13 protein-coding genes are annotated in these 22,984 nt (G+C 48.5%); 2 read left to right on the top strand and 11 right to left on the bottom strand.

The window, feature by feature from the left end; all coding sequences use genetic code 11:
* The first annotated feature begins 921 nt into the window (after positions 1–921).
* Positions 922–3,426, top strand: a complete 2,505-nt coding sequence (locus tag HHO50_RS16760) for a T9SS type A sorting domain-containing protein (RefSeq protein WP_181307622.1) — start codon at positions 922–924, stop codon at positions 3,424–3,426.
* 257 nt (positions 3,427–3,683) lie between these two features.
* Here the strand turns inward: HHO50_RS16760 and HHO50_RS16755 are convergent, their stop codons facing one another.
* The 10 genes from HHO50_RS16755 to HHO50_RS16710 form a co-directional block, all read right to left on the bottom strand.
* Positions 3,684–3,884 carry a hypothetical protein gene (locus HHO50_RS16755; RefSeq protein ID WP_181307620.1) on the bottom strand — a complete coding sequence of 67 codons (201 nt, stop codon included), beginning with the start codon at positions 3,882–3,884 and terminating at the stop codon, positions 3,684–3,686.
* Positions 3,885–4,360: 476 nt separating this feature from the next.
* Complete coding sequence (locus tag HHO50_RS16750) at positions 4,361–5,041, bottom strand: LytTR family DNA-binding domain-containing protein (RefSeq protein ID WP_181307618.1); 681 nt, start codon at positions 5,039–5,041, stop codon at positions 4,361–4,363.
* Positions 5,042–5,069: 28 nt separating this feature from the next.
* Positions 5,070–6,596: a sensor histidine kinase gene (locus HHO50_RS16745; RefSeq protein WP_181307616.1), complete on the bottom strand. Its 1,527-nt coding sequence runs from the start codon at positions 6,594–6,596 to the stop codon at positions 5,070–5,072.
* A 225-nt stretch (positions 6,597–6,821) separates the two neighbouring features.
* Positions 6,822–8,342, bottom strand: coding sequence for a serine hydrolase (locus tag HHO50_RS16740; protein WP_255478791.1), 1,521 nt, complete (start codon positions 8,340–8,342; stop codon positions 6,822–6,824).
* A gap of 472 nt (positions 8,343–8,814) precedes the next feature.
* The gene (locus HHO50_RS16735) at positions 8,815–8,988 is read right to left on the bottom strand and encodes a hypothetical protein (RefSeq protein ID WP_255478790.1); all 174 of its coding nucleotides are present in this window, start codon (positions 8,986–8,988) and stop codon (positions 8,815–8,817) included.
* Positions 8,989–9,359: 371 nt separating this feature from the next.
* Positions 9,360–9,743: a DUF3037 domain-containing protein gene (locus HHO50_RS16730; protein WP_181307612.1), complete on the bottom strand. Its 384-nt coding sequence runs from the start codon at positions 9,741–9,743 to the stop codon at positions 9,360–9,362.
* Positions 9,721–10,518: a HipA family kinase gene (locus tag HHO50_RS16725; protein WP_181307610.1), complete on the bottom strand. Its 798-nt coding sequence runs from the start codon at positions 10,516–10,518 to the stop codon at positions 9,721–9,723. The genes HHO50_RS16730 and HHO50_RS16725 overlap by 23 nt, the downstream gene beginning before the upstream one ends.
* Before the next feature lie 62 nt (positions 10,519–10,580).
* A complete protein-coding gene (locus HHO50_RS16720; protein WP_181307608.1) occupies positions 10,581–11,015 on the bottom strand; it encodes a hypothetical protein in 435 nt (144 codons plus the stop codon).
* A gap of 635 nt (positions 11,016–11,650) precedes the next feature.
* On the bottom strand, positions 11,651–13,210 hold the full coding sequence (locus HHO50_RS16715) for a DUF3943 domain-containing protein (RefSeq protein ID WP_181307607.1): 1,560 nt from the start codon (positions 13,208–13,210) through the stop codon (positions 11,651–11,653).
* A gap of 604 nt (positions 13,211–13,814) precedes the next feature.
* A complete protein-coding gene (locus HHO50_RS16710; protein ID WP_255478789.1) occupies positions 13,815–16,043 on the bottom strand; it encodes a M3 family metallopeptidase in 2,229 nt (742 codons plus the stop codon).
* 391 nt (positions 16,044–16,434) lie between these two features.
* Here HHO50_RS16710 and HHO50_RS16705 point away from each other — a divergent pair, with 391 nt between their 5' ends.
* Positions 16,435–19,827, top strand: a complete 3,393-nt coding sequence (locus tag HHO50_RS16705; RefSeq protein ID WP_181307605.1) for a DEAD/DEAH box helicase — start codon at positions 16,435–16,437, stop codon at positions 19,825–19,827.
* 32 nt (positions 19,828–19,859) lie between these two features.
* Here the strand turns inward: HHO50_RS16705 and HHO50_RS16700 are convergent, their stop codons facing one another.
* Positions 19,860–22,766, bottom strand: coding sequence for a TrlF family AAA-like ATPase (locus HHO50_RS16700; protein ID WP_181307603.1), 2,907 nt, complete (start codon positions 22,764–22,766; stop codon positions 19,860–19,862).
* Positions 22,767–22,984: the final 218 nt, after the last annotated feature.

Here is a 22,984-nt window from a genome sequence, read left to right as displayed (position 1 = left end):
TCTAAACCTGTGAGGTCTTGGAGACCCTCACAGGTTTTAAGGCTGTTTTTAGAAAAACTAGCCTTAAACGGTTGGGTGAAGGCGCTCGTAGGAGCTACGCACACTACGAGGTCTTATGGAGCAGACGGCATCACGGAAGCAGGCAGGCAGAAAGTACTGGCGCGAGATTCCAGTCTCGTGCCACGGGATGAAGCGAGTCTCCAGACTTGCCGGGAACCACCAGCACAATGGCGGAACACCAGTTAATCACTGCTCAATTTGCTTTCTCAACTCCTTTCTATAAGGCTGCGTGGATTCTACTCCTATTACTAAATAGAGACAGATTTGTCATTACGTACAACTCTGCCATCACCTTCTCTCATACTCTCTAAAGATTATTGATATCGGTTTCAATAGTGTTATCTGAACTACAGGCCACTTCTTTTTGGAAAACCCTTAATTTATGATGTTTTTTTTTGCAATCGGTTGCAATTATGGTAAAATTATGGTAAAATTATTCTAAGTTTATTTCAAAGAGAAGGTTAGACGCATTAGAACTTAGGTTGATTGGGCTAGAGTTGTTCTTGCGGGAGTTGGGAAAAGCAAAAACATGTTTAAAGTGGTTAGGACTTTCACCTTTCAAAGTGAAAAAGCTTCAGTTGGCAGATAATTAGGATAACGCTCCTTGTTCACGGTTAGGGGGGAAGAGACTTTGATGAGCTTAAGAGGCTTATTGAAGTTGTCTTCCAAGAGGGCAGGCATTGGGCATGCTCCCAACAGAGCAATATCTTATTTTCATAGCCTAGGTAGCCCATCATCCATGAGGGCTGGCGCAGAAGAGGGCGGCGGCGAAGAGCAGTGAGAAAACAGCGAGTAATTACATTGGTTTGATTATTTCCTTTAACTCTTAATACATTTTTCTAACCCCCTAACCCAAAAAAGATGAAAACAAAAATTACCATCTTAGCCCTTCTTCTTAGCCTTTTCTGCCAAAGAACCTATGCGCAGGTCCCACTGGTGTACAGCGTTGAAAACACCGGTGCAGGCTATACCCCCCCTCCCTTACCATCCTTCAGTCAACTGCCGGTCATAGAACCTTTGCCAGATCCGTTTATGTGGTCTGACGGTAGCGGACGTTCTACCAATTTCAGCGACTGGGAACGCCGCCGCAATGAAATCAAAGCAGAAATTGAACACTATGAAATAGGAACCAAACCCAGCCGACCGGAAACCATTACGGCTGCCTTCGCCCCCAGCGCAACCGGCGGTACACTTACAGTGAACGTAACGGTAAACGGCCAAACCCTTACTCTGACTTCACAGGTAATACTTCCTACAGGTACTGGTCCTTTCCCTGCGGTTATTGGGATGAATAGTCAGAATGGAAGTGTTCCCGCTAACATATTCTCAAGCCGTAGTATTGCCAGAATTGCTTTCAACGCCAATCAGGTAACCACGTACGGCAATCCGCAATTAACCAACCCCTACTACCGCCTTTACCCAGATCAGAACCTTGACAATGCAGGCCAATACAGTGCCTGGGCCTGGGGTGTCAGCCGCCTCATTGATGGCTTGGAGCTGGTGCAGTCAAGTCTACCCATAGACTTAAAGCACCTGGCTGTAACCGGATGCTCCTACGCTGGTAAAATGGCGCTGTTCTCTGGTGCATTAGACGAGAGAATTGCCCTCACCATTGCCCAGGAATCGGGCGGGGGTGGCGCTCCAGCCTGGCGGGTTTCTGAGACCCTTGGTAGCGTGGAAAAACTGGGTGCAACCGATTACAGATGGTTTAGGGAAGACATGCGCCAATTTGCCGGCAACAACGTTTCCAGGCTCCCCCATGACCACCATGAGTTGATGGCTATGATTGCACCAAGAGCATTACTGGTAACGGGTAACACAGACTTTGAGTGGCTGGCTAACCCGTCTGCCTATGTATCTGCCAGAGCAACCCATGAGGTTTACAAGACACTGGGTATAGGAGACCGGTTCGGTTTCTATATAGATGGCGGTCACGGCCACTGCGCCATTCCAGCAAGCCAGAGTCCTGCCATAGAAGCTTTTGTGGACAAATTTCTTCTTGATAAAGCCAATACCAATACTGACATCACAGTTAATCCCTACCCTCAGATAGATTACCAACGCTGGTACAAGTGGTGGGGAACTAATAACCCTGTTTTACCCGCTGAACCGCTTGGTAAGAGAATATGGATGGAAGCAGAATGCGCCATAGTAGGTTCTGACTGGAATATTGTAGCTGACACTGCCGCTGCCAATGGGTCTTATGTCACCGTAAAGAGTGGTTTAAACAGTACTGCCGCAGCTCCAGCAGGTGCAAGTGGATCTGTTGTATTTTCGTTTATGACAGATAGTGCGGCCACTTATAACTTTGTGACAAGGCTCAATGCCCCCACAGCCAATGACGATAGCTATTGGGTAAAGATTGACAACGGGCCTTTTGTAACGGTGAATGGACTTGCTACCTCTGGCTGGCAATGGATGAGGTTAACAAGTGCCAACCTGGCTGTTGGGCAGCACACCATTACAATTGCCTACCGGGAAGATGGCGCTCATCTTGATAAATTACTGGTGACCACTTCTAATGCCACAATTACGGGCATGGGAGATACTGGCCTTGACACATCGCCACCCATCATTCGGGCCGCTGGCTTCACGGTTGCCATCACGAACAAGGGCACACGCACCATTGAGGCCGCCGATGTGGATTGGGGGAGTTGGGACAGATGCGGCAGCATTGCCTCTATGACCCTGAGCAAGTCAACCTTCACCTGCGCCGACTTGGGAGCCAATCAAGTAACGATCACCGTGACGGATGACAGTGGAAACAGTGCTACGGAAACCGTTACCATTAACGTAGTAGACGGAGAGGGCCCTACGGTGTTGGCCGCTGGCTTTACGGTTGCTTTGGATAATAATGGCACGCGCACCATTGAGGCCGCCGATGTGGATTGGGGAAGCTGGGACAGATGCGGCAGCATTGCCTCTATGACCCTGAGCAAGTCAACCTTCACCTGCGCCGACTTGGGAGCCAATCAAGTAACGATCACCGTGACGGATGACCGTGGAAACTCCTCTACCGCTACCGTCACCGTAAACGTAACGGGCTCTTGCCTCAACACCTCAACTTTAGCTAGCGCCAAAGTAGCGCAAGACCAGGGCGGTCAACTTCTGGCATTTAGTGCTTACCCTAACCCTTTCACAGACCAAGCTACCATCCGCTTCCGCTCGGCAGAAAGTGCGCAAACCAAGTTAGTGGTATATGACGCCATGGGCCGCTTAGTAGCAACTCTCTATGATGACCAAACCGAAAGCGGGCGAGACTATGAGGTATCACTCAACAGTCAATCTCTCGCGAAGGGCGTGTACATCTGCCGCCTCATCAGGGGCAGCAAAGTAGATCAGCTACGCGTAGTGGTAAGCAAATAAGCTTTGGCCGCACTACTATTTTATCAGAACAGGTAAAGTACATCTATACTAACTGAGTAAAATATAGAACATTCAAGATATAGATCATTAATATCTCTAACTATCAAAGCGAAAAAGCCCTTCAATCTATTTGAAGGGCTTTTTCGCTTTAGAGGGGTACAAAGTTGCTATAGCATGTCCCCTATTGATTTACTCAATAGAAAAACACGGGGCCGCTACTGATAAAACGCAGCAGCCCCGTGTTTTCAGGCTGCTTTTTAGAAAATGTACCTGATCTCGCACCAGGGAATTACTTCTTGCTGAAGCTCTTTGAATTCCCGTACCCATTGTGCTTTTAGCTGGTGCTGGTACCAGGCGTTAATGTCGCCGAACTGGCTCTGCTTGGTTTCCTGAATGGCGGTGCCCAGATCAGGTCTTCGGCCTTGGGGTTGATGGAAAGGTTGACTTCGTGCTGCCACTGGGCATGGGTGAGGAAAATCACCTCGCAGTTCATGGTCTTTTTGAGCGCGGGTGGCACCACCTGGTTTAACTACTCAAACAACCCACGGTAATCCTACAGCCCGCCTTCATAGACAATCACCGGGGAGAAGTTTACGCGCCCATCGTACTCAGAATCAGCATCAACTCAGATTTTACCGCGCGCAGAATGGAAGGGGGCCGGCTTTTTGGAGGGAAGAATTCCTATAGGCAAGCGTCTGTTTGCACCACCGTTTTTAGGCTACTTTTAAGAAATCAAGCCAAAAACAAGAGGTCTATTTGCCCACTGCCGCAAGTATTCGTTGGTACCGTGGTTTTGAGGCTACTTTTATCAAAACAGGCCAAAAACACTACTCCGCTTCGCCGTTATCTAACGCTATGCGCAACACTCCCCCCTACGTCTCCCTTTCAAAACAAGCATAAGATGCTAAAACGCAGAAATGGATAAATAATGGTTTTACCTGTTCAGAGACTCAGCTAAACTCTGCCGGAAAGCCTCACTTAAAGGAATGGTTTTATGGTTAATGGTCACCTGGTGCCTTTCCACCTTGTCAACCTTATCCAGAGAAACCACATAAGAACGGTGGACTCTCACGAATCTATCTATCGGAAGCAGGTTGATGGCCTCCACGAAAGTGCATCTGGAAAGAATGTTTTTGTCTTTGAGCGCGAAGGTGACGTAGTTTCCGGTAGCCTCCAGATACAGGATGTCATTAAAGAAAACCTTTATCTGTTCATAGCCGGTTTTTAGATATAAGTGGTCAGACGTTTCTGAGGCGTTTCTGAAATTATACAGCTCAAACGCTTTGTTGCAGCCTTTGATAAAACGGGCTAAAGAGAACGGCTTTAGCAGGTAATCCACCGCATCCATCTCAAAGCTGGTCACGGCATGTTCTGAGTAGGCCGTGGTGAAAATAAGGAGTGGTTTTTTGCTTAATGAATGGAAGAAATCTATGCCGGAGATGTCGGGCATTTTAATGTCCAGGAAGAGCAGGTCAATGCTTTCTTTCTGCAGGTATTCCAGGGCTTCAAAGGCATCGGTAAACTCGGCTTTCAAGTCCAGGAACGGAACTTTAGAAGCATGCGACCGGATGATGTCCAGGGCAATGGGTTCATCGTCTATGGCAATGGCTTTCATACAAAATGTGGCTTACTATGTACCTCAACTACGTTACCTGCAAGGTAAGGTGTACGAAGAACTCTTTCCCGGTCTCCCTTATCATTAGTTCGTGTTTGCCGGGGTAAAGAAGTTGCAGGCGCTGCTTTACATTACTTAACCCAATGCCACTTTTGTCTTTCTCGGGGTCAGTGCCCTGCTTTAGGTGCTTGCTGTTGTGTACATCAAAAAACAGCTTGTTCTCTTTTGTCTCCAGCGTGATATTGATGTGCGAAGGCTCCCGTAGACTGATGCCGTGTTTAAAGGCATTTTCCACAAAAGGAATCAATAACATGGGCGAGATCTGGATGGGGGCTACCGGCTGCTCAATCTCTTCTTTGATCTGTACCTTGGGGTTGGCATCGGTACGCAGCCGCTGCAAACTTATGTAATTCTCCAGGTACTCAATCTCCCGGGCCAGTGAAATCCTTTCCTGCATGTTTTCTTGCAGCATAAACCGCATCATGTTTCCTAACCTTTCCACCCCTTCGCTGGTGCGCTCCGCGTTTTCCTGAATGGCCGTTCCGTAAATGGTGTTGAGCGCATTAAAGAGGAAATGCGGGTTAATTTGGGAACGGAGAAAGTCAAAGTTTGCCGTAGACTGACCCAGTTCTTTTTTAAGTACGTGAATCTCTGCATTACCTAACATCTGCCGCCGGTACAGCAACCAGGAAAGCGGCACCGTGATGAGCAACTGAAAAAAAACGTTGAAGATTGCCAAAGGAAAGTTAAACTCATCGTCTTGCCCCAAAAGGTGCGCCAAGAAAGCAATAGGAAATACAGAGGCAATCAGTATCAGCACTGCTCTCCCTAAATACGCTCTAAAAGGATTCTTTTTAAGGAGCGATTTTGGAATAAGAGCATAGAAAGAATAGCAGTACAGCAAAATCCCTGACGGGCCTACTATGCCCCAGCCAAACACCAGCTCCTTCTCTGCATCTACCACCAGCAACAGGAACATACTGATCATCCAGAGAACAATTGCCGAAACCCCGTCACGCGTAATGATTCGGTATTTAGATTGAATGGCTTCTGAGCTGGACAGCAGATAGATGCCCGTGTATTTGACAAAGGAGTAAAAACCAAACAGCAACAGCAAGCGGAACGCATAAAAGAAACTGTCTTGAAAGATGACGTTATAGGTGTCGTCCTCGGTTTTATATCTGGTGAACAGATAGTTCTTGGCGTAGGTATCGGTGATACCAAAAGCCATCCCGATGATCACGAAGGGGATGAGTGATAAAACGAAGGTATACATAACTCCTTTTACCCTACTAGACTGCGTCCAGGCAATGGACTTGGGTACCACCTTGAAGTTCAGGAACAGGAAAGACAGGTAAATAAGCGTGTACCTAATTAACAGCGGAAAGTAATAATCTTCATAATAATGGAACGGGATTCCGGCCTCCTCAAACAGGCGGCTGGACTTATCCGATGGAGTCGTATTCAGGAAAAACACCGCAAAAACAAAGATGGTGGTAGCGGCCCAAAACTCTACCTTTCTGAAGTAGGAAGGATTTGATATTAAATCGTTCATTGATTGGTCATTTTGAAACAATGATATAGGAATCATAGGAGTAAAAATAAAATATGTGATGAAAGCCGCAGAAAATGTGATGAAAGCTGATGACAGAAGAAATCTCAGTTTTTAAGGGGCTGATGAGGAGAGTTGGTGTCTCAAAACCAATTTGTGACGTTCAAAGTAAGGCTCCTTTGAAGAAATTGCCCAAGGAAATAGTCCGTTTTGAGGATTTATGAGCCGTTACCGGTTCTCCGCACCCAACGACACGTTTTGTACAGGCTTCCTTTTCGCGGGAGTTACCTCCCACCTTCCTTCGTGAATCTTGAAGCCTTCCGCAGGGCCGTTGTTCACGGTAAAGCCAATCCGTACATCGTCATCTGTTTCGGGGATGAACACGTGATTTCCCTGGTAGCGAAGCCGGAAGGCCTTTCCGCCCACGAGCTGCGCTTTCAACTTTCCTTCCTCGCTGAACACCCGCAACTCCCGAAGTTTCTGCTCAGACTGATACGTGAAGGTGCCCTGATAACGGGCCATGTCTTCTGCGGCCAGAGGTAAGTCCTGCACCTCAATTCCCAAGGCAGCGCGGGCCAGCGCCTTCACTACTTCATGGGGCTTTCCTTTGTTGGAGTTTACCAGTACCGCAATGGTCAATCCGTCTGCCGGAAAATGGACGAGCGCCGATACAAAGCCATTTGCCCCGCCACTGTGAAAGATTTGAGGATGCCCTCCCAATTCATCTAACTGGAGGCCGTAACCATAGCCAACGGTATCACCGCTGGCGAGCACGGTGGGGGAAATCATCTGCCGTAGTGACGCAGGGGACACCACCTTGCCAGCATGTAAAAGGTGCGTCCAGCGGATGAGGTCTCCCAAAGTAGAGCAGAGCGCACCCGCCGCGCCAGCCACCTGCATACTGACGAAACGGGCATTGATCAGCTTGCCTTTCTCGTACTCGTACCCTTCGGCCCGGTTCGGGATTACCCGTTGGTCATGGCAATAAACGGTATTATTAAGATTTAGGGGCTGAAGCAGTTCGCGCTCCACGTAGTCTGCATACGGCATACCGGTTACCCTACTGATAATTTCACCCAGCAGGTAATAGGCCATGTTGTTGTACTCATACTTCTCGCCGGGTTGAAAGGCTAAGGGCTGCTTCCCAAAAAGTTCAACCATCTCTGCATACGAGAGGTCTATCCTGAGCCGCTGCCGGTTCTCCTCAGTCAGGGCCCTGAACGCCTTAATGCCGGAGGTGTGGTTGAGCAGATGGCGTATGGTGACGTGCTTTCCTTGGGTGGGGTAATCTGGAAGAAATTTGGTGATAGAATCTTCCAGAGAGACTTTTCCTGCCTCCACCAGCCGCAGGATGATGGCAGCGGTAAACTGCTTGGTGAGGGAGCCTATCTTGTACACGGTTTCAGGCCCGGCAGTGATGCCCATCTCCGCATCTGCTTCGCCATACCCTCGCTCAAAGATGATTTCCCCCTTCTTGGCAACCGCCACGCCCATGCCCGGCATGAGACCCGCCGTTAAATGTTCCTCGGCAATGAGGTTAGCCACAAATTCAAGGCGTTCCAGATCAATGGATTTGCCGGGTAGCGTGTTCTTTACGGGTATTGAAACGGTTTGTGACACAGGTGCCTTTTGGGCGCGGGCGGGCAGACTGAGGGCACCAATAGACAAGAGAAAGAAACTGCCGCAAAGAAGCGAGTTCTTGCCCAGAATCTGTGATGGGCGTACTATTTTTGTAAGGTGAGTTCCCATAAGTTTGAGTTAGATTTTGTACAACCTGAACTAATTATGGGCAAGGGTAACAAGCTTTTACTTGATGGGAAACTAAATGTGATGAAGGGCTAAGAAAATGTGACAGATGCTATAGTGCCCTTTCATTAGCTACTGGATGGATCAATATCAGCTACTGGATGGATCAATATCCGTCAATAAAAAAGCACCCAATGTGCACGAGACACGTTGGGTGCTTTTTCTTAAAACCTGTTTAGAGCTTTTTATTCACGGGCATTTAAAACAATCCCTTTGGGGCAAACCATCCGGTTATACGCTTGTTTTTAGGCTACTTCCATAAAAATAGGCCAAAAACGAGAGGTGTGGCGGTACATTGCCGCATGCAGATGCTTGCCGTGTTTTCAAGGCTACTTTTACAGAAACAGGCCTGAAACGCTAACCAGCTTCTTAATCTGCCGCTAAAACCAGCGGCACTTCTGAAGTGGTTTTAACCTTATTCTTTGTTTTTGATAGCGGAATACAAAACAGGACTGAAAAACCGTAGATTCTCCAATAAGCAGGTCATGGTGTAGAACCTATCCAGGTTCACATCTGGGCTTTCAGCGAGGGTTTCCAGGAAGCCATCCAATGTCTCCACCAATCTATTATCAAATTCTTCTTCTGTCATTTTCATTGGATCTTTGCTTATCAGAACTAATCAGTTCTTATTTCAAACTAGCTATAACCTGCATGCCGCTCATTTCAACTTTAAATGAATCATGAATTGCACGGGCTGCTTTAGATAAACATCATTTTCGCCCATGGAATTCATTAAAGCTGCCTTTCCACCAATTACAATAGTAGAATAGGAAGGAAACGAAGGTCATGCTTTTTTCTTTATCATCCTGGAAGGATCTTGGTGGCGAACGGCAGTAGCAGTTAGTAATGGCAATCTAGCTTGCCCACTAGATCCTTTCAGGAAGGCAGAATGTATGTTATATTTATCCAAATACTCAAAAGGCTGTAACCGATGAATTCGCTTTTGGGTATTCCACTCCCCTATAGCACCAATTGGTGATACAATCGGGCAAGAGTTTCCTGCGGATTTGCGCACAAACCGGGGTGTACCGGTGAGCTCTGTACGATGGTACTCCTAGTAGCGGTGAGCCACCGGAAACGGGAGGCGATGGGAAAGCTGCCAATGGTGCCTCCGTTCTTGCCTCCGGCGCAGATGCGCTCAAAGGCCTGCAGGCGGGCGTGCAGTTCAGCTACGTCTATCTCCCCCGCAAACGCCCGTAGACGGTCTTCGTTCAGGTGAAAAACGGTTTGGAGAAACCCCTGCGACGAACAATAGAGAATGACACCCACATTGAGAAACTCCTCGCGCTCCACGCGGGGAACCACCCGCAGAACGGCGTACTCAAATAAGTGCTTTTCTTGCATGTTGGGCTTCGTTGACAAAGATTTCTGTATGGGCCAGGCGGGTCTCCAAGAACTGGGCGTACGCCTGCCGGTGCTCTTCTGGGGTGGCAAACGGTGCATCTCCGGTCAGCCAGTCGTCTGGGATCAAAGATACGATGGACTGGATTTTCTCTGGGGTAAGCATGGCCTTGAAAGCCGTATTCACGGCTGCCAGTTCAGAGGCTTGGGGCAGCAGCACGTGGTCTTTGATTTGCACAAAAGGCCGCTTGGCCTGCTCTTGCCAGTTATTCCAGGAATGGTGGAAGTAAAAGGCCGCACCGTGGTCTATGAGCCACAGTTCTTTGTGCCACATGAGCAGGTTGGTATTGCGGGCGGTACGGTCTACGTTGGTAATAAGGCAATCGAGCCAGACAATCTGCGAGGCCAACGTGGCATCAACAGTGGTCACCAGGGCATCAAAGGTGATGGCTTTGGAAAGGTAATGGAGCCCCAGGTTCAGCCCTTCGCTGAAGCGGAGCAAGTCCTGGATTTCCTCATCGGGCTCCGTTCGTCCAAAGCTTTCGTCCAAATTCGCGAACACCAGTTCAGGAATGCGTAGTCCTAACGTTCGGGCTAGTTCTCCGGCTACCAACTCGGCAATGAGGGCTTTCACGCCCTGTCCTGCGCCCCTGAACTTGAGCACGTACAGAAACTCATCATCTGCCTCTACAATGGCCGGCAAAGAACCGCCTTCGCGCAGCGGGGTCACGTACCGCACTACATTGACGGTTCTAAGCTCTGGTTGCGTATGGTTCATAATTTGGGTTCTTGAAAATCAGATAACTTAAAAACTGTTGCCGGTTTTCTGGAAGCGCGGGCTTACCCTCGCTTCCGGCCTTTCCAGTTTTTGCGGGAGTTTTCTTTCTCTTTCTCGGTTTTGAATTTCGTAAACTCCTCGTTGGGCATGGTCACGTAATAAGACGCCGAGGACAGGATGGTCAGGTCTTCGTCAAAGTCGTACTCCAAGGTCAGGTACAGCTGCTTGTTCGGGTTCAGGACGTACTCCTCGCCTGCTTTGTCATAGACTTTGAACTCATACTCATTGTCCTCTGCCTTCTTAGAACTAACCCGGGCCAGGCAGTCGCCGGTAATCACCAAGGGGGTTTCGAGTTCATCCAGGTACTCAAAATCCTGGGAGTACCGGCCGTCTTTCTTGCTGGTGAGGTATTCAATGGCATCTAGGTACACGGCAATGTCTTTGTGCCGGCTGTCTCGCTGGGTGGAAATGTCAAGGATGTTGCCTATTACTTTCATGGATTTTGGGTGCTTCCTTTCCCTGGTGATACTTCAAGAAACGGTTGGGAGTTGCCTTGGGAATGTTTCTAGGAGTAAAGATACAGCTTGGAAGTGAGGATGCCGTAGATTTCCAGGAACGATGCGTTTTAAGGATGACTAGAGAGGCGTTTTAAGGCTGTTTTCACGGAAACTGCCTTAAAACGTTTGTTCATTTTGCAAGGCGAAGCAGTTGTTGATTTAGGGAATGCAGTTCGCTGTTCCCTTGGCTTTGCCGTTTGTTCCGTGGGTTCATGTGCTTCTCTCTGCATGGTTTCGCTCCGTGCGCTGGCCCCGTCTTCCCCTCTCGCACTGCCCCTGAAGGCCCATGCCTGCCATCTACTCTTCTCATCAGCTATCCAGGGGCCACAGGCGAGGCGCTCGATGGAAAGAATGGGAATTGGCAATGCGTCTGCAGACTTTATATACCTCACAGGTTTTGGAAATCTGTGAGGTCTTGCTCTTCCTCGGTGTGCCTCGGCTTTATCGCCCGCTCCAAAGAGCTCGTAGTGTCTTCAGACCTACAAGTGTCTATGCCAACCCGTTTACAGCCCATTTTCCCTTAAATAACTTCAAAACGCAACTCCCTCCAAGAAAACTCTCCATACCAATGGCAATTAATTATACCGCCCTTTCCGTTGCGGGTCTTGGAGGAAAAGCTGGAGAAAGATTTTCTGGTCGGTAATGACGGCACGCTGGGTGGGATACGCCTCTAACCGCCGGTTGGTGGTGTACCCGAAGTGTTCGTACCCCAAACTCAGGTTTTTATAGACTTGCACGGTCACCCGCGGGCGCACAATCCCGATGGAGTTGCTGCCTTCCAGCCCTTCAAACGTGTTGAGCCAGTAATGATAGTACACGAAGGCGGCGGAGGCATACCGGCCCAAACTAAGGGTACTTTCTATCTTTCCGTGCAGTCCGGTGGTGTACACATAATCACGTAGCCCGTTTTCATCGGGAGCGAAGCGGGTACTGTTGCCTGCCAGCGGAATGACGCCCAGGTGGGCATTGGTGTACAGACTGACTTGGTTACTAAGCGGAAGCCGGGTAAACACACCGCCGCCAAACCCCAGGGCCCCTAAATCAAAATTGCGGGTGTTCCAGTAATCGTAGTATTGGAAAAGCCCCGTGAGCACGTCCACTTTCCCAATGGTGGAGTTTCGGCCGAACAGGATTCCGTACCCGGTGATGTTGTTGATAGTGCCCGCCATGGTATCCTCGCCGCCTTTGCTGAATTCGGCCCTAAGCCGGAAAAGGTCAAAAGGTTTGCGTTTCTGCAGTTCAAACGGATTGCCGTAGTCCAGTTGCACGTTCACCATCCCCTTGGTATCACCGGAGCCGAACACCTCATCCTGGTTTTCGTTCTGGCGGTGCACCCCGGCAAAGAGGGTGATGTTGATGGGCTCTTTCTCGTACACCTCCTTGTTTGTGACTGTAAACGTTTTGCCCTGCAACAGCCGGTTCAGCCCGCGTACCGGGTTCACTACCCCCGCCGCAATCTCCCGCATGGCCCTCTCCCGCCCTCTGGTGCGGTCATCCAGAATATTGGAGCTCAGGCGGTACAGAATCTCGCCCAGGCCGGCCCCGTTGAGGGGCGTGTAAATCATGTCATTATAAGAGGGCAGCGTGTTTTCCCCGAAGTACTCCCAGGTCAAACTTCCGCCTACGGCGAAGGGCAAAGACTGCCAGTAATTGTAGCCTTGCGAACGGGCGGCGTTGAAATACAGCGTTCCCTGGTACGGATGCCCAATGAAGTTGATGCCGAACTCGTCGGTATCCCACTCCGGGGTTGATTCCAGATTGGTTTTCCAGGTGCTGGGACTCACGTAGCCGTAGTCGGCTTTGGCGATGTAGCGGTTGAAGCCCATGAACACCGCGTTGACGCCCAGCACCTGGGCCACTGGTTTCCAGAGGGGCTGCCGCTTGTTGTACACCGGATCATCATGCAGCAGGTCGCCGTACCTGTTGAACCGCGTGGTGTCCAGCAGAAAAGCGTTGGCGGGTTCTGTTGCCCCGGGGGCATCAGCGAAAAGCCTCTTTTTACGGTCTTTGATGCGTTGCAACTGCTCTTCCCTATTGCCGAGCCCCGGTTTAATCGTTGCCGGTGCCGTGATTACCTGCGCCTGCAACACAGACACCCAATAAAAGCAAAGGAAGAACGTAAGGGTATATTTCATAAAATGAGTTTATGGCCCTGCAAGAATTATCAAGGCTTTCTGGCCGCCTGTCTGTGCCAACCACCTAGTTCTTGTACCTACAGGCGTCATACGGTAAACCGACAGAAAAGTAGTATTTCCCGAAGCCCGGCCCCTACCGAAGAAAGGTGCGCAAGACCTTCCTTGTCTGTTTTAGCCTTATTTTCAGAAATATAGCCCCAAACGGCAATTGCGTTTTTCTCTCAGAGCCTGCCGCATTCTGAAAGAAGCTGCCCCTTGACCGGGTAGTCCTGGACAAGTAATCTCAAACTACGGAAGACCACTCGCTCGCCTCCCGGACGCGTATGGGGTACCTTCGGCCTCTGGCCGCTAGGCAGAACATTACGAAGGACTTTCCTTTCAAACTGCACAAAGGTTTTCAGTTCCTGTTTCGGGCCTGTTTTTGGAAAAACAGGCCCGAAACAGGTCTACCCCAAAATACGGCCAGAGACCGAAAGTACCCCACACGCGTCCGGGAGGCGAGCGAGAGTATGCGAGCCAGCGTATTCACTGCTACAAAACAAAAAGCCCCATGTACTTTCCTTTTTACGGAAGCACACGGGGTTTAATAGCTTTACGCGTCTACCTACTTCTTAGACGTTTTCTGGGTAGTTGGTTTTTGGCTTGGAACCGGGAAGCCACGGTCACGCATGAGGGCGTCTATTTTGGCGTCACGGCCGCGGAACAGGCGGTAGGCCTCGGCAGGATCCATGGAGTTGCGCGGGGCGAAGAGGTATTTCACCAGTTTGGCCGCTACTTCTTTGTCATAGAACCCACCGGGGGCTTCTTCAAAGGCTTCGGCAGCGTCTGACGTCAACACATCGGCCCAGAGGTAACCGTAGTAGCCGGTGGCGTAGCCTTCGCCGGAGAACACGTGCGTGAAGTGCGGCGAGCGGTGACGCATCACCACCTCTTTGGGCATGTTCAGGGCGGCCAGCGTTTCGCGCTCGAACTTGTCGGGGTCTAGGCCGGAGGGATCGGGTAGGGTATGGTATTTCATGTCCATCAGCGCCGAGGCCAGGAACTCCGTGGTCTCAAAGCCTTGGTTGAACGTGGCGGCTTTCTTGACTTTGGCGACCAGCGCCGGTGGCATCACCTGGCCGGTTTTGTGGTGCTTCAGGAATTGGTTGATGACCTTATCGGTAGACAGCCAGCGCTCCAGCAACTGGCTCTGGAACTCGGTGTAGTCCCGTACGCCGCTGTTGAGGGTGGGGTACTTCACGTTAGAGGCCAGGAAGTGGAGCGCGTGCCCGAACTCATGGAAGAACGTGGTGGCATCATCCCAGGAAACCAGCATCGGCTCGCCGGGAGCGGGCTTGATGAAGTTGGAGTTGTTGGAGGCCAGCACCGTCTTCTTGCCGTCAAAGGTGGAGAAACTGCGGTACTGCGAGGCCCAGGCTCCAGACCGCTTGCCCGGACGCGCAAATGGGTCTAAGTACCACAACCCAATGTGCGCCCCGGTGGTTTTATCGGTTACTTCCCACACGTTCACGTCTTCGTGGAAAACCGGCACAGAGCCAGCGGGAACCGGTTTGAACGCGAAGTTGAACAACTCACCGGCGGTGTAGAAGATGGCCTGCGTGAGGTTGCCCAGTTCCAGGTACTGCTTTACTTCGTCAGAGTCCAGGGCGTACTTCTTCTGGCGCACTTTCTCGGCGTAGTACCGGTAATCCCAGGGCGCGATGGTGATTTTAGCCCCGCTTGCGTTGGCGACAGCCTGCATGTCTTTCACTTCCTGCTTTACCCGGGCCAGCGCCGAGGGCCACACGGCGTTCATCAGGTTCATGGCGTTCTGCGGGTTCTTGGCCATGCGGTTTTGCAGGCGCCAATCGGCGTACGTGTCGTAGCCCAGCAGTTTCACCCGCTCATCGCGCAGCTCTAATATTTTGGTGATGTTCTGGTTGTTGTCGTTCGCATCGCCGTTGTCACCGCGTGAATAGTAGGTGTTCCAGACTTTCTCGCGCAGGGCGCGGTTGTTAGAATAGGTTAGGAACTGATCCATGGAGGAACGCGTGTTGGTGATGGCGTACATGCCCGGTTTCCCGTTATCCGTGGCAGCTTTAGCAGCGGCTTTCACGAACGACTCCGGCAAACCGCCCAGTTGCTCTTTGGTGATGTAGGTCACGTATTTTTCCTCATCGGCGAGCACGTTGTTGCCGTAGGAGGTGTACAACGAGGACAGTTCTTTGTTGATGGCGGCGTAGCGCTGCTTGGCTTCGGGGCTGAGGCCCGCTCCTTCCATGGCGAACTCCTCATAAATCAACTGCACCACGCGCTGCTGGTCGGGGGCCAGCGGGTTTTTCTGCGCGTTGTCATAGACCGCTTTGATGCGCTGGAACAACCGGGGGTTCTGCGAAACCTGCGACCGGAAATCAGAGATTCTAGGGGCTAGTTCTGCCTGGATTTTCCGGTACTCCGGGCTCGACATGTTGCTGCCCCAGATGCCGTAGTAAATGAATGCCCGGCCCAAGTCCTCGCCCGCTTTCTCGTACGGCACAATGGTGTTCTCAAACGTGGGCGCGGCCGGGTTATTCACAAGGGCCTCAATGTCTGCCAAATGCAGGGCCATGCCTTTCTCCATGGCGGGCTTGATATCGGCCAGCTTCATTTTGTCAAACGCCGGAACCCCGCCGTAGGGGCCCGCCCATTCCGCCAGCAGCAGATTGTCTGGCTCCTGTTGCGGTTGGGTAACGGCCGGAGTAGTGGGAACAGTGGCGGTGGGTTGCTGCGGTTGGGTGGAGGTGCAGCCCACCAAAGCCAGCAAGACCAATACACTCGGTTTCTTGCCAATTGCTAAAGTTTGTTTGCGCATCATAGGTTCGGTTTCATCAGAGGTGCTTTAGGCACCTCATAGGGGTGATTTGAAACTTGAAGTTACTAAAAACAAAGCAAAAACGCGCTGGAATAAGCAAATCGGTTACTATCCATATAAATTGAAAGAGTCGTTTTGGGCATGTTTTCTAAAAATGAGACTTAAAACGTCACCGCCCCGACGGGTCTTCTGGTTTAGACGAAATTCCCAGAAAATACCCGTTCATGCGTGGAGGGCAACCACAAGGGATTGCCCTTTCCGGTACTCAACCGTTTATAGCCTCTTTTTCTCAAAACAGCCCTAAAACGCTTGAACCCACTCTCTCATCCGGAAACCCAAAAACGAAGCCTTCGCCAGAAAATCCCTACCTTCAACCCGCAGAAGCAACGGCGACATGGCGGAGAAAGAACAGGCAACCAGGCAGGCAAGCGTACACCCCTTAGAGTACTTTTTGGAAGGCATCACGGGGGCTACGCTCACGTATGCCATCATTGCCCGGCACTCTTCCGCCGAGGCCATGGCGGGCGGCACCCTCGGCTTTGACTTGCAGCCGACGCATCTGGAGATTAATCGGGCGGTGATGTCGGGGGTGTCGCCGTTTGGTCGTTTTCCGGCCGTTTCGGTAAAACAGCTTAAAAACGGACTGCTGCTTTCCTGCGGCTGTCCGGCTCCCAAACAAGCGCTGTGCGCCCACCAATCGCAGGTGCTGCAAACGCTTTTGAACCGGAACGATTTACGGGCCTTTTTTGACGAAACGCTCCGGAAACAGAAAATAAGACCGGTGGCCGCAGAGTACGGCCTGGCCGACGAGGAAAACCTGGACCAATACTTTTCCCTGGAGTACGCGAATAAAAGCCTGCTCATCAAACCGCGGCTAACGGAGTTGCTGCCCATCACCGAGGAATCGCAGGCCTTTCTGAAGGAGAAATTAGTTCCTAAGCAAGGACTGCCTTTTTTGCCTTCGGGCCCCAGCCCTAAAGAAAATACGCAGCGCATCCTAGTGCTGGGCGAGCACAAATACTACAAGCACCTGAGCGTGGAACTGCTGGAGGCGGCCACCACGCAAACCGGAAAAGTGAAGAACCCGCTCAAGGCGCTGAATCCGCTGGACTTTGTGTGGCAGACCAACCAGCCCGAGGAACTCAAGTTCTACACGGCGCTTTCCCGTTTCCAGAACAACTACAACACCGAACCCTCTGAGGCCGATTTGGAGGCGCTTAAAGCCTTGGTGCAGAATCCGCTGGGTTTGGAGGTGTACCAGCATAATCCCGAGGTCTCGGCCAACATCACGGCCAGTTCGGTATCGCCCATTCAACTGAAGAAAGCGCCCTTGGACTTGGTGCTGGAGGTGCAGGTGAAGGACAATTTCTACTCGGTCACGGCGCTGCTGCACATTGAAGACCAACCGTACGCCTTGAAGCACCTGCAACTCAAATACGGGCACTTTCTCCAGATTCAGAACCAGCTGTATTTGCTGCACAACCCAGATTTGCGCCGGGTCATCGACTTTTTCCAGAAGCGCGGCTATTACCTGCTGGTGCATGCGTCTAAGTTTGAAGAGTTCCGGGAGAATATTCTGGCCAGTCTGGAAACCCGCATCAAGATATCGTACTCGTTCCTGAAACCGGCTACGCCGAAGCAACTGGAGGAACAGGGTTTTGACGATGGACGGGAGCAAATCATTTATCTGTCAGAATCAGAGGATTTCGTGCTGCTCACGCCAGTGATGCGCTACGGCCACGTGGAGGTTCCGGTGCTTTCCCAGAAACAGATTTACGCCACCGATGTACTGGGCAATGCCTTCACCGTGACCCGCGACAAGGAAGCCGAGCTGCAGTTTCTGGCCGTGATTCTGAAGCAGCATCCGTATTTCAAGGAACAGCTGCACCTGGACTGCTTTTACCTGCACAAAGACCGGTTCCTAGACCAGGACTGGTTTCTGGAGGCGTTTGACACCTGGCGCAACAAGGACATCACCCTCCTCGGCTTCAAAGAACTCAAAGCCACCAACCTGAACCCGCACAAGGTCAAAATCACCATTCTGGTGACCAGCGGCATCAACTGGTTTGACACCTCTCTGGATGTGCAGTTCGGGAAGCAGAAGGCCTCGCTCAAAAACCTGCACAAAATGCTGCGCCAAAAAAGCCGCTTCGTGCAGCTGGACGACGGCACCCAGGGCATTCTGCCGCAGGAATGGATAGAGAAACTCAAACGCTTTTTTGAGTCCGCAGAGGTGGTGGGTGAACGCCTGCGCACGCCCAAGATGAACTTTGCTACCATTGAAGAACTCTACGAGGAGGAAGTCCTAAGCCAGGAGGTACGCCAGGAACTAGCCACCTACCGGAAGAAGCTCGCCAATTTTGAAGCCATCCCCCAGGTAGCCGTTCCCGAAGACTTGCACGCCACCCTCCGCACCTACCAGCAGCAGGGTTTGAACTGGCTTTCGTTTCTGGATCAGTTCAACTTTGGCGGCTGCCTGGCAGATGACATGGGTCTGGGGAAAACGGTGCAGATTCTGGCTTTCCTGCTCTCGCAGCGCGGCAAAGTCGCCCGCAATACCAATCTGGTGGTGGTGCCCACGTCGCTGTTGTTTAACTGGCAGGAAGAGGTGGCCAAGTTCGCGCCTTCGCTCAAGCTTCTGACGGTGTACGGCAACAGCCGCGTCAAAAATCCGCAGGAACTGGACGGCTATGAGCTGGTGCTCACGTCTTACGGCACGCTGCTGTCAGACATTTTGGTGCTGAAGGAATACCGGTTCAATTACATCATCCTGGACGAGTCGCAGAACATCAAGAACCCCGAGTCGCAGCGGTACCGGGCGGTGCGTTTGTTGCAGGCCCGCAACAGAATCGTGATGACCGGCACCCCGCTGGAAAACAACACCTACGACCTCTACGGCCAGCTTTCCTTCGCCTGTCCCGGCCTGCTGGGCAACAAACGCTTCTTCCGGGATCACTACTCCAAACCCATTGACCAGTTCAAGAGCAGCAAACGGGCCGCCGAATTACAGCGCAAAATCAGTCCGTTTCTGCTGCGCCGCACCAAGGAACAGGTTGCCAAAGAGTTGCCGGACAAAACCGAGATGGTGCTCTACTGCAAGATGGGCACTCAGCAGCGCCAAGTGTACGCTGCCTATGAACTGGAGATACGGGAATTCATCTCGGCCCAGGCCGATGAAGAAATCCAGAAGAACCCCATGCACGTGCTGCGCGGCCTCACCAAACTGCGCCAAATCTGCAACTCCCCTGCCTTGCTGCCTGAGGAAGCTTCCTTCGGAGAGGCCTCGTCCAAGCTGAACGTGCTCTTGGAGCAGATTGAAAGCAAAGCGCCGCACCACAAAATTCTGGTGTTCTCGCAGTTTGTATCCATGCTGGAGTTAATCCAAAAAGAGCTGAATGCCCGCGGCATCAAGTACTCCCTGCTCACCGGCCAGACCAAAGACCGGCAGGGCGCAGTGGCGGCATTCCAGGAGCAGGAAGACGTGCGCGTGTTCCTCATCAGCCTGAAAGCGGGCGGGACCGGCCTCAACCTCACCCGCGCTGATTATGTGTACCTGGTAGACCCGTGGTGGAACCCCGCCGTAGAAAACCAGGCCATTGACCGCACCTACCGCATTGGGCAGGAGAAAAACGTAGTCGCCGTCCGCCTCATCTGCCCCGATACCGTGGAGGAGAAAATCATGCGGCTGCAGGCGAGTAAGAAAGATTTGGTAAAGGATTTAGTAAAGACCGATGGCGGTATGCTGAAAGCAATGAGTAAGCAGGATTTGCTGGCGTTGTTGGGGTGAGGTGGGCTTTAAGGATGTTGAAGTAATAAAATTTATGCAATAGAATATTTCATTTTCCTATGCTTAAATGCTTCATTACCTCCTTCCAAAATATCACAAACATGTTCTTTCATTCCTTGTTGGTAAAGAATTTCCTTAATGGCAGTATCTTTTGAATAACTATGTTCAATCGAACCATTAACGTATTCAAATCTATAATTTGATGTTTGTCTTTCAGCCTCCTGACCAGCTTGGTTAGCTCCAATGATATTTTCCGAATCAGTTGCTACAACTAAATTAGCATTATGAGAGACAATTATTATTTGTCGCTCCTTCTTTTTCTCTTTGATCATTTTACATAATAAATCGTAAATAGTTCTATTATCTAAATTATCTTCAGGTTGATCAATCAAGATAGGGTACTCTGAAGAACTAATTTGAAGAAACAAGATAAGTAGAACTGTACCTTTCTTACCTGGAGACATGTGCAAAAGATTATCTCCTTTATATGTAATATTAAAATCTAAAGAGAAACAATCTTTCACCAAACCTCTGAGCACATCTTCTAAACTGATCTTTTGTCTTAAGGAAATCTTAGTCTCTTTATCAATAACTAAATGCTCTTCAGAAACTTTCAATTGCTTTTCATAGAGCTCAATTACCTTCTCATAATTAACAAAATCAAAAGAAAACAGTGAATTAAAATAACTATCTTTTGAAAGTGAAGCCTTATTTACTTGTTCATAGAGTATAAAATCTTCCTTCTTATAAACTAATGAACTACTTAGTTTAATCTCAGTTCCAATTAAACTTTTATTTTCATTAATGTATTTTACTAAGCTTTGATAACATTCAAACCGTTTCTTTATTAGTTTAGCTGTTTGCATTCTAAGATTATTATATTCATCGATGTGAATGGCAATCTGCTTTTCTAAGCTCACTGCTTGAACTAATCTGTTATTTTCTACTTCAAGCCTTTTTGTTAGTTTTTGAAGTTCTTGTTGACCAGCAATCTTGAGTTGAAACGGTTGTAGCTCTAAATTTACTTTAGCAAGAAGCTCATTAAAATGCTCAGAGCTAGAACTTAACTTTAACAATTGTATATCATTTTCAACGCTTGAGATCATCTTATCATAATTGGATAGCCACTTATCCTTTAGCTCCAGTATATTTTGAGGCAAGTCAATTATTTCATCCAAAATACGATCTAACTTACCTCTAACAGGAAAATCATCATCAATCTCATAATTTCCAAATAAATCCTCCCTAGAAGTTCTTAATTCAGTTACAATCTTTCCTAAAGCAATTCTTTTTTGGCTTAGATCTAGAATCAATCCTTCATTCTTTGTTTTGCTTTGGATTAAATCATTATAAATCTTAAAATCTTCAGGGCTTAAGTTTGATGATCTTTGCCCATCATTAATTGAAAGAGTAATTGTTTCAATTTCTTTTTTAATAGCAGGAGACTTACCTAACTCAGTAGACTTCGTATTTAAATCAATTAATTTGGCACGTACTTCTAAATAATCACTTAGCAATGTATTTATCTCAGAGGTAATATCTTTAATCAAAGTAGTACTCTCTTCATATATACTTTTAAAATTAGGATCTTGCAAAAGGATGCTTATTATGAGCTTACCAAGTTCATCTTTGTTATTCCTTTCAGCCAAGTAGTTTATATACAACTGTGGTATATAAGTTATCTTTCTAGACTTTAAAGCAGGATCTACATCATTTAATTTGTCTACTTCTCCATTCTTCCAAACAACTTCAAAATTAAATGATGTAGAGAATTTGTACCCTTCAAACCCTAACCTCTTAGACGTTTTAGATACTTGAACTGGATCGATACTGTTAGCGACATAATACAATAAAAGAGATTTCCCAGAAGATTTACCTCCTATTACAGCATTCAAATTATCATTCAATAAAATTTTTTGGTTACCAAACAAGTTGCTAGAATCACTAAATTTTATTTCAGAAATTACATACCTATCATTTTTTATTTCAGGCTTTAAGGCCTGAATAATAGCTCTATCTTCAGGCTCACAAATCACCTGCTTCAACCCAAAGAAAGTTGGATCTGATTTAATCCAACAGAACCTATTTTCATCAGGTTTGAATATTTTGTCATTCAGATGAGCATCACACCCGTGAAAACAAGGTTTTAATGATCCGTATTTTTTAACAACAGTATCAATAGAATCTATACCACTTTTACCAATAAAATAGTCTCTATCTTTTTTATTAGAAGAAAAAATTGCATCAGAGAATTGATATATACTTTGCCTTGTAGCATCTAATTGAGATCCAGCATTTTCAATTAAATAATCTATGTGTTTTATAACACCAGAGGCACCATCAGTACTTTTATTTGAAACTACTACAATTGTATTATCTCTTAAGCTTGGATCATTTTTAAATATTTCTTGTAGCTGATCAAGTTGTATTATAAATTGCTCTATACCTTTTTTTAAAGCATCTTCATCTTTTAAACTAGCATTTCCTGTAAAATCCCTACCAAACCTTCTTAATTCGGAGCTTGTAGCAGAATAGCTACTTGTTCCATGATTAAATTTTAATTTGCCAAAGAATCGGCTTTCCAACTCATTATCTATACTTGGATTGAAAATACAATGAAGATTGATTGGGGTTGCAGAACCTGTAACCGGCAATACTCTCAATTCTACATTAGGCATTATCAAATCAAATACCTTTGTAACAGCACCTTCTTTGACTTTATCTTTAAATATAAAATAATTATCAATACTTAAATAGTCCGTTATACCAATAACTGAAACTTGCTCAGAACAATTATTTATATGATTGATGTAATTCTGCCACTTATCCTCTAAACTACTTCCTTCGAATCTATCGTTCTTTTTAGTTCCAGGAGTATGAATATGCAAGTCCCATATTCTCCATTCAGACCCTCTTTTATATTGAGTATATTCCTGCATATTTTTTTCCTAATGGATTATTGTTATAAACATACCTGTAAAAACAAAAGCCCTGTTGATTGACTTCATAAATATATTAAAATTAGATTGTTACAATATTTTTGCAAACAATTATTTATCAACATCTTACTAACATAACTCAAGTTGCGATTAAATACATTTGTTGATTGTGTAGGCAAAAAGGAACAGGACTATCTTGAGCAGGAACCCTTCTGGGG

The organism is Rufibacter sp. XAAS-G3-1, assembly GCF_013623775.1.
GTDB lineage: Bacteria > Bacteroidota > Bacteroidia > Cytophagales > Hymenobacteraceae > Nibribacter.
Note: the sequence above shows the minus strand (reverse complement) of the source record. Positions and strands in the feature narration are given on the sequence as shown.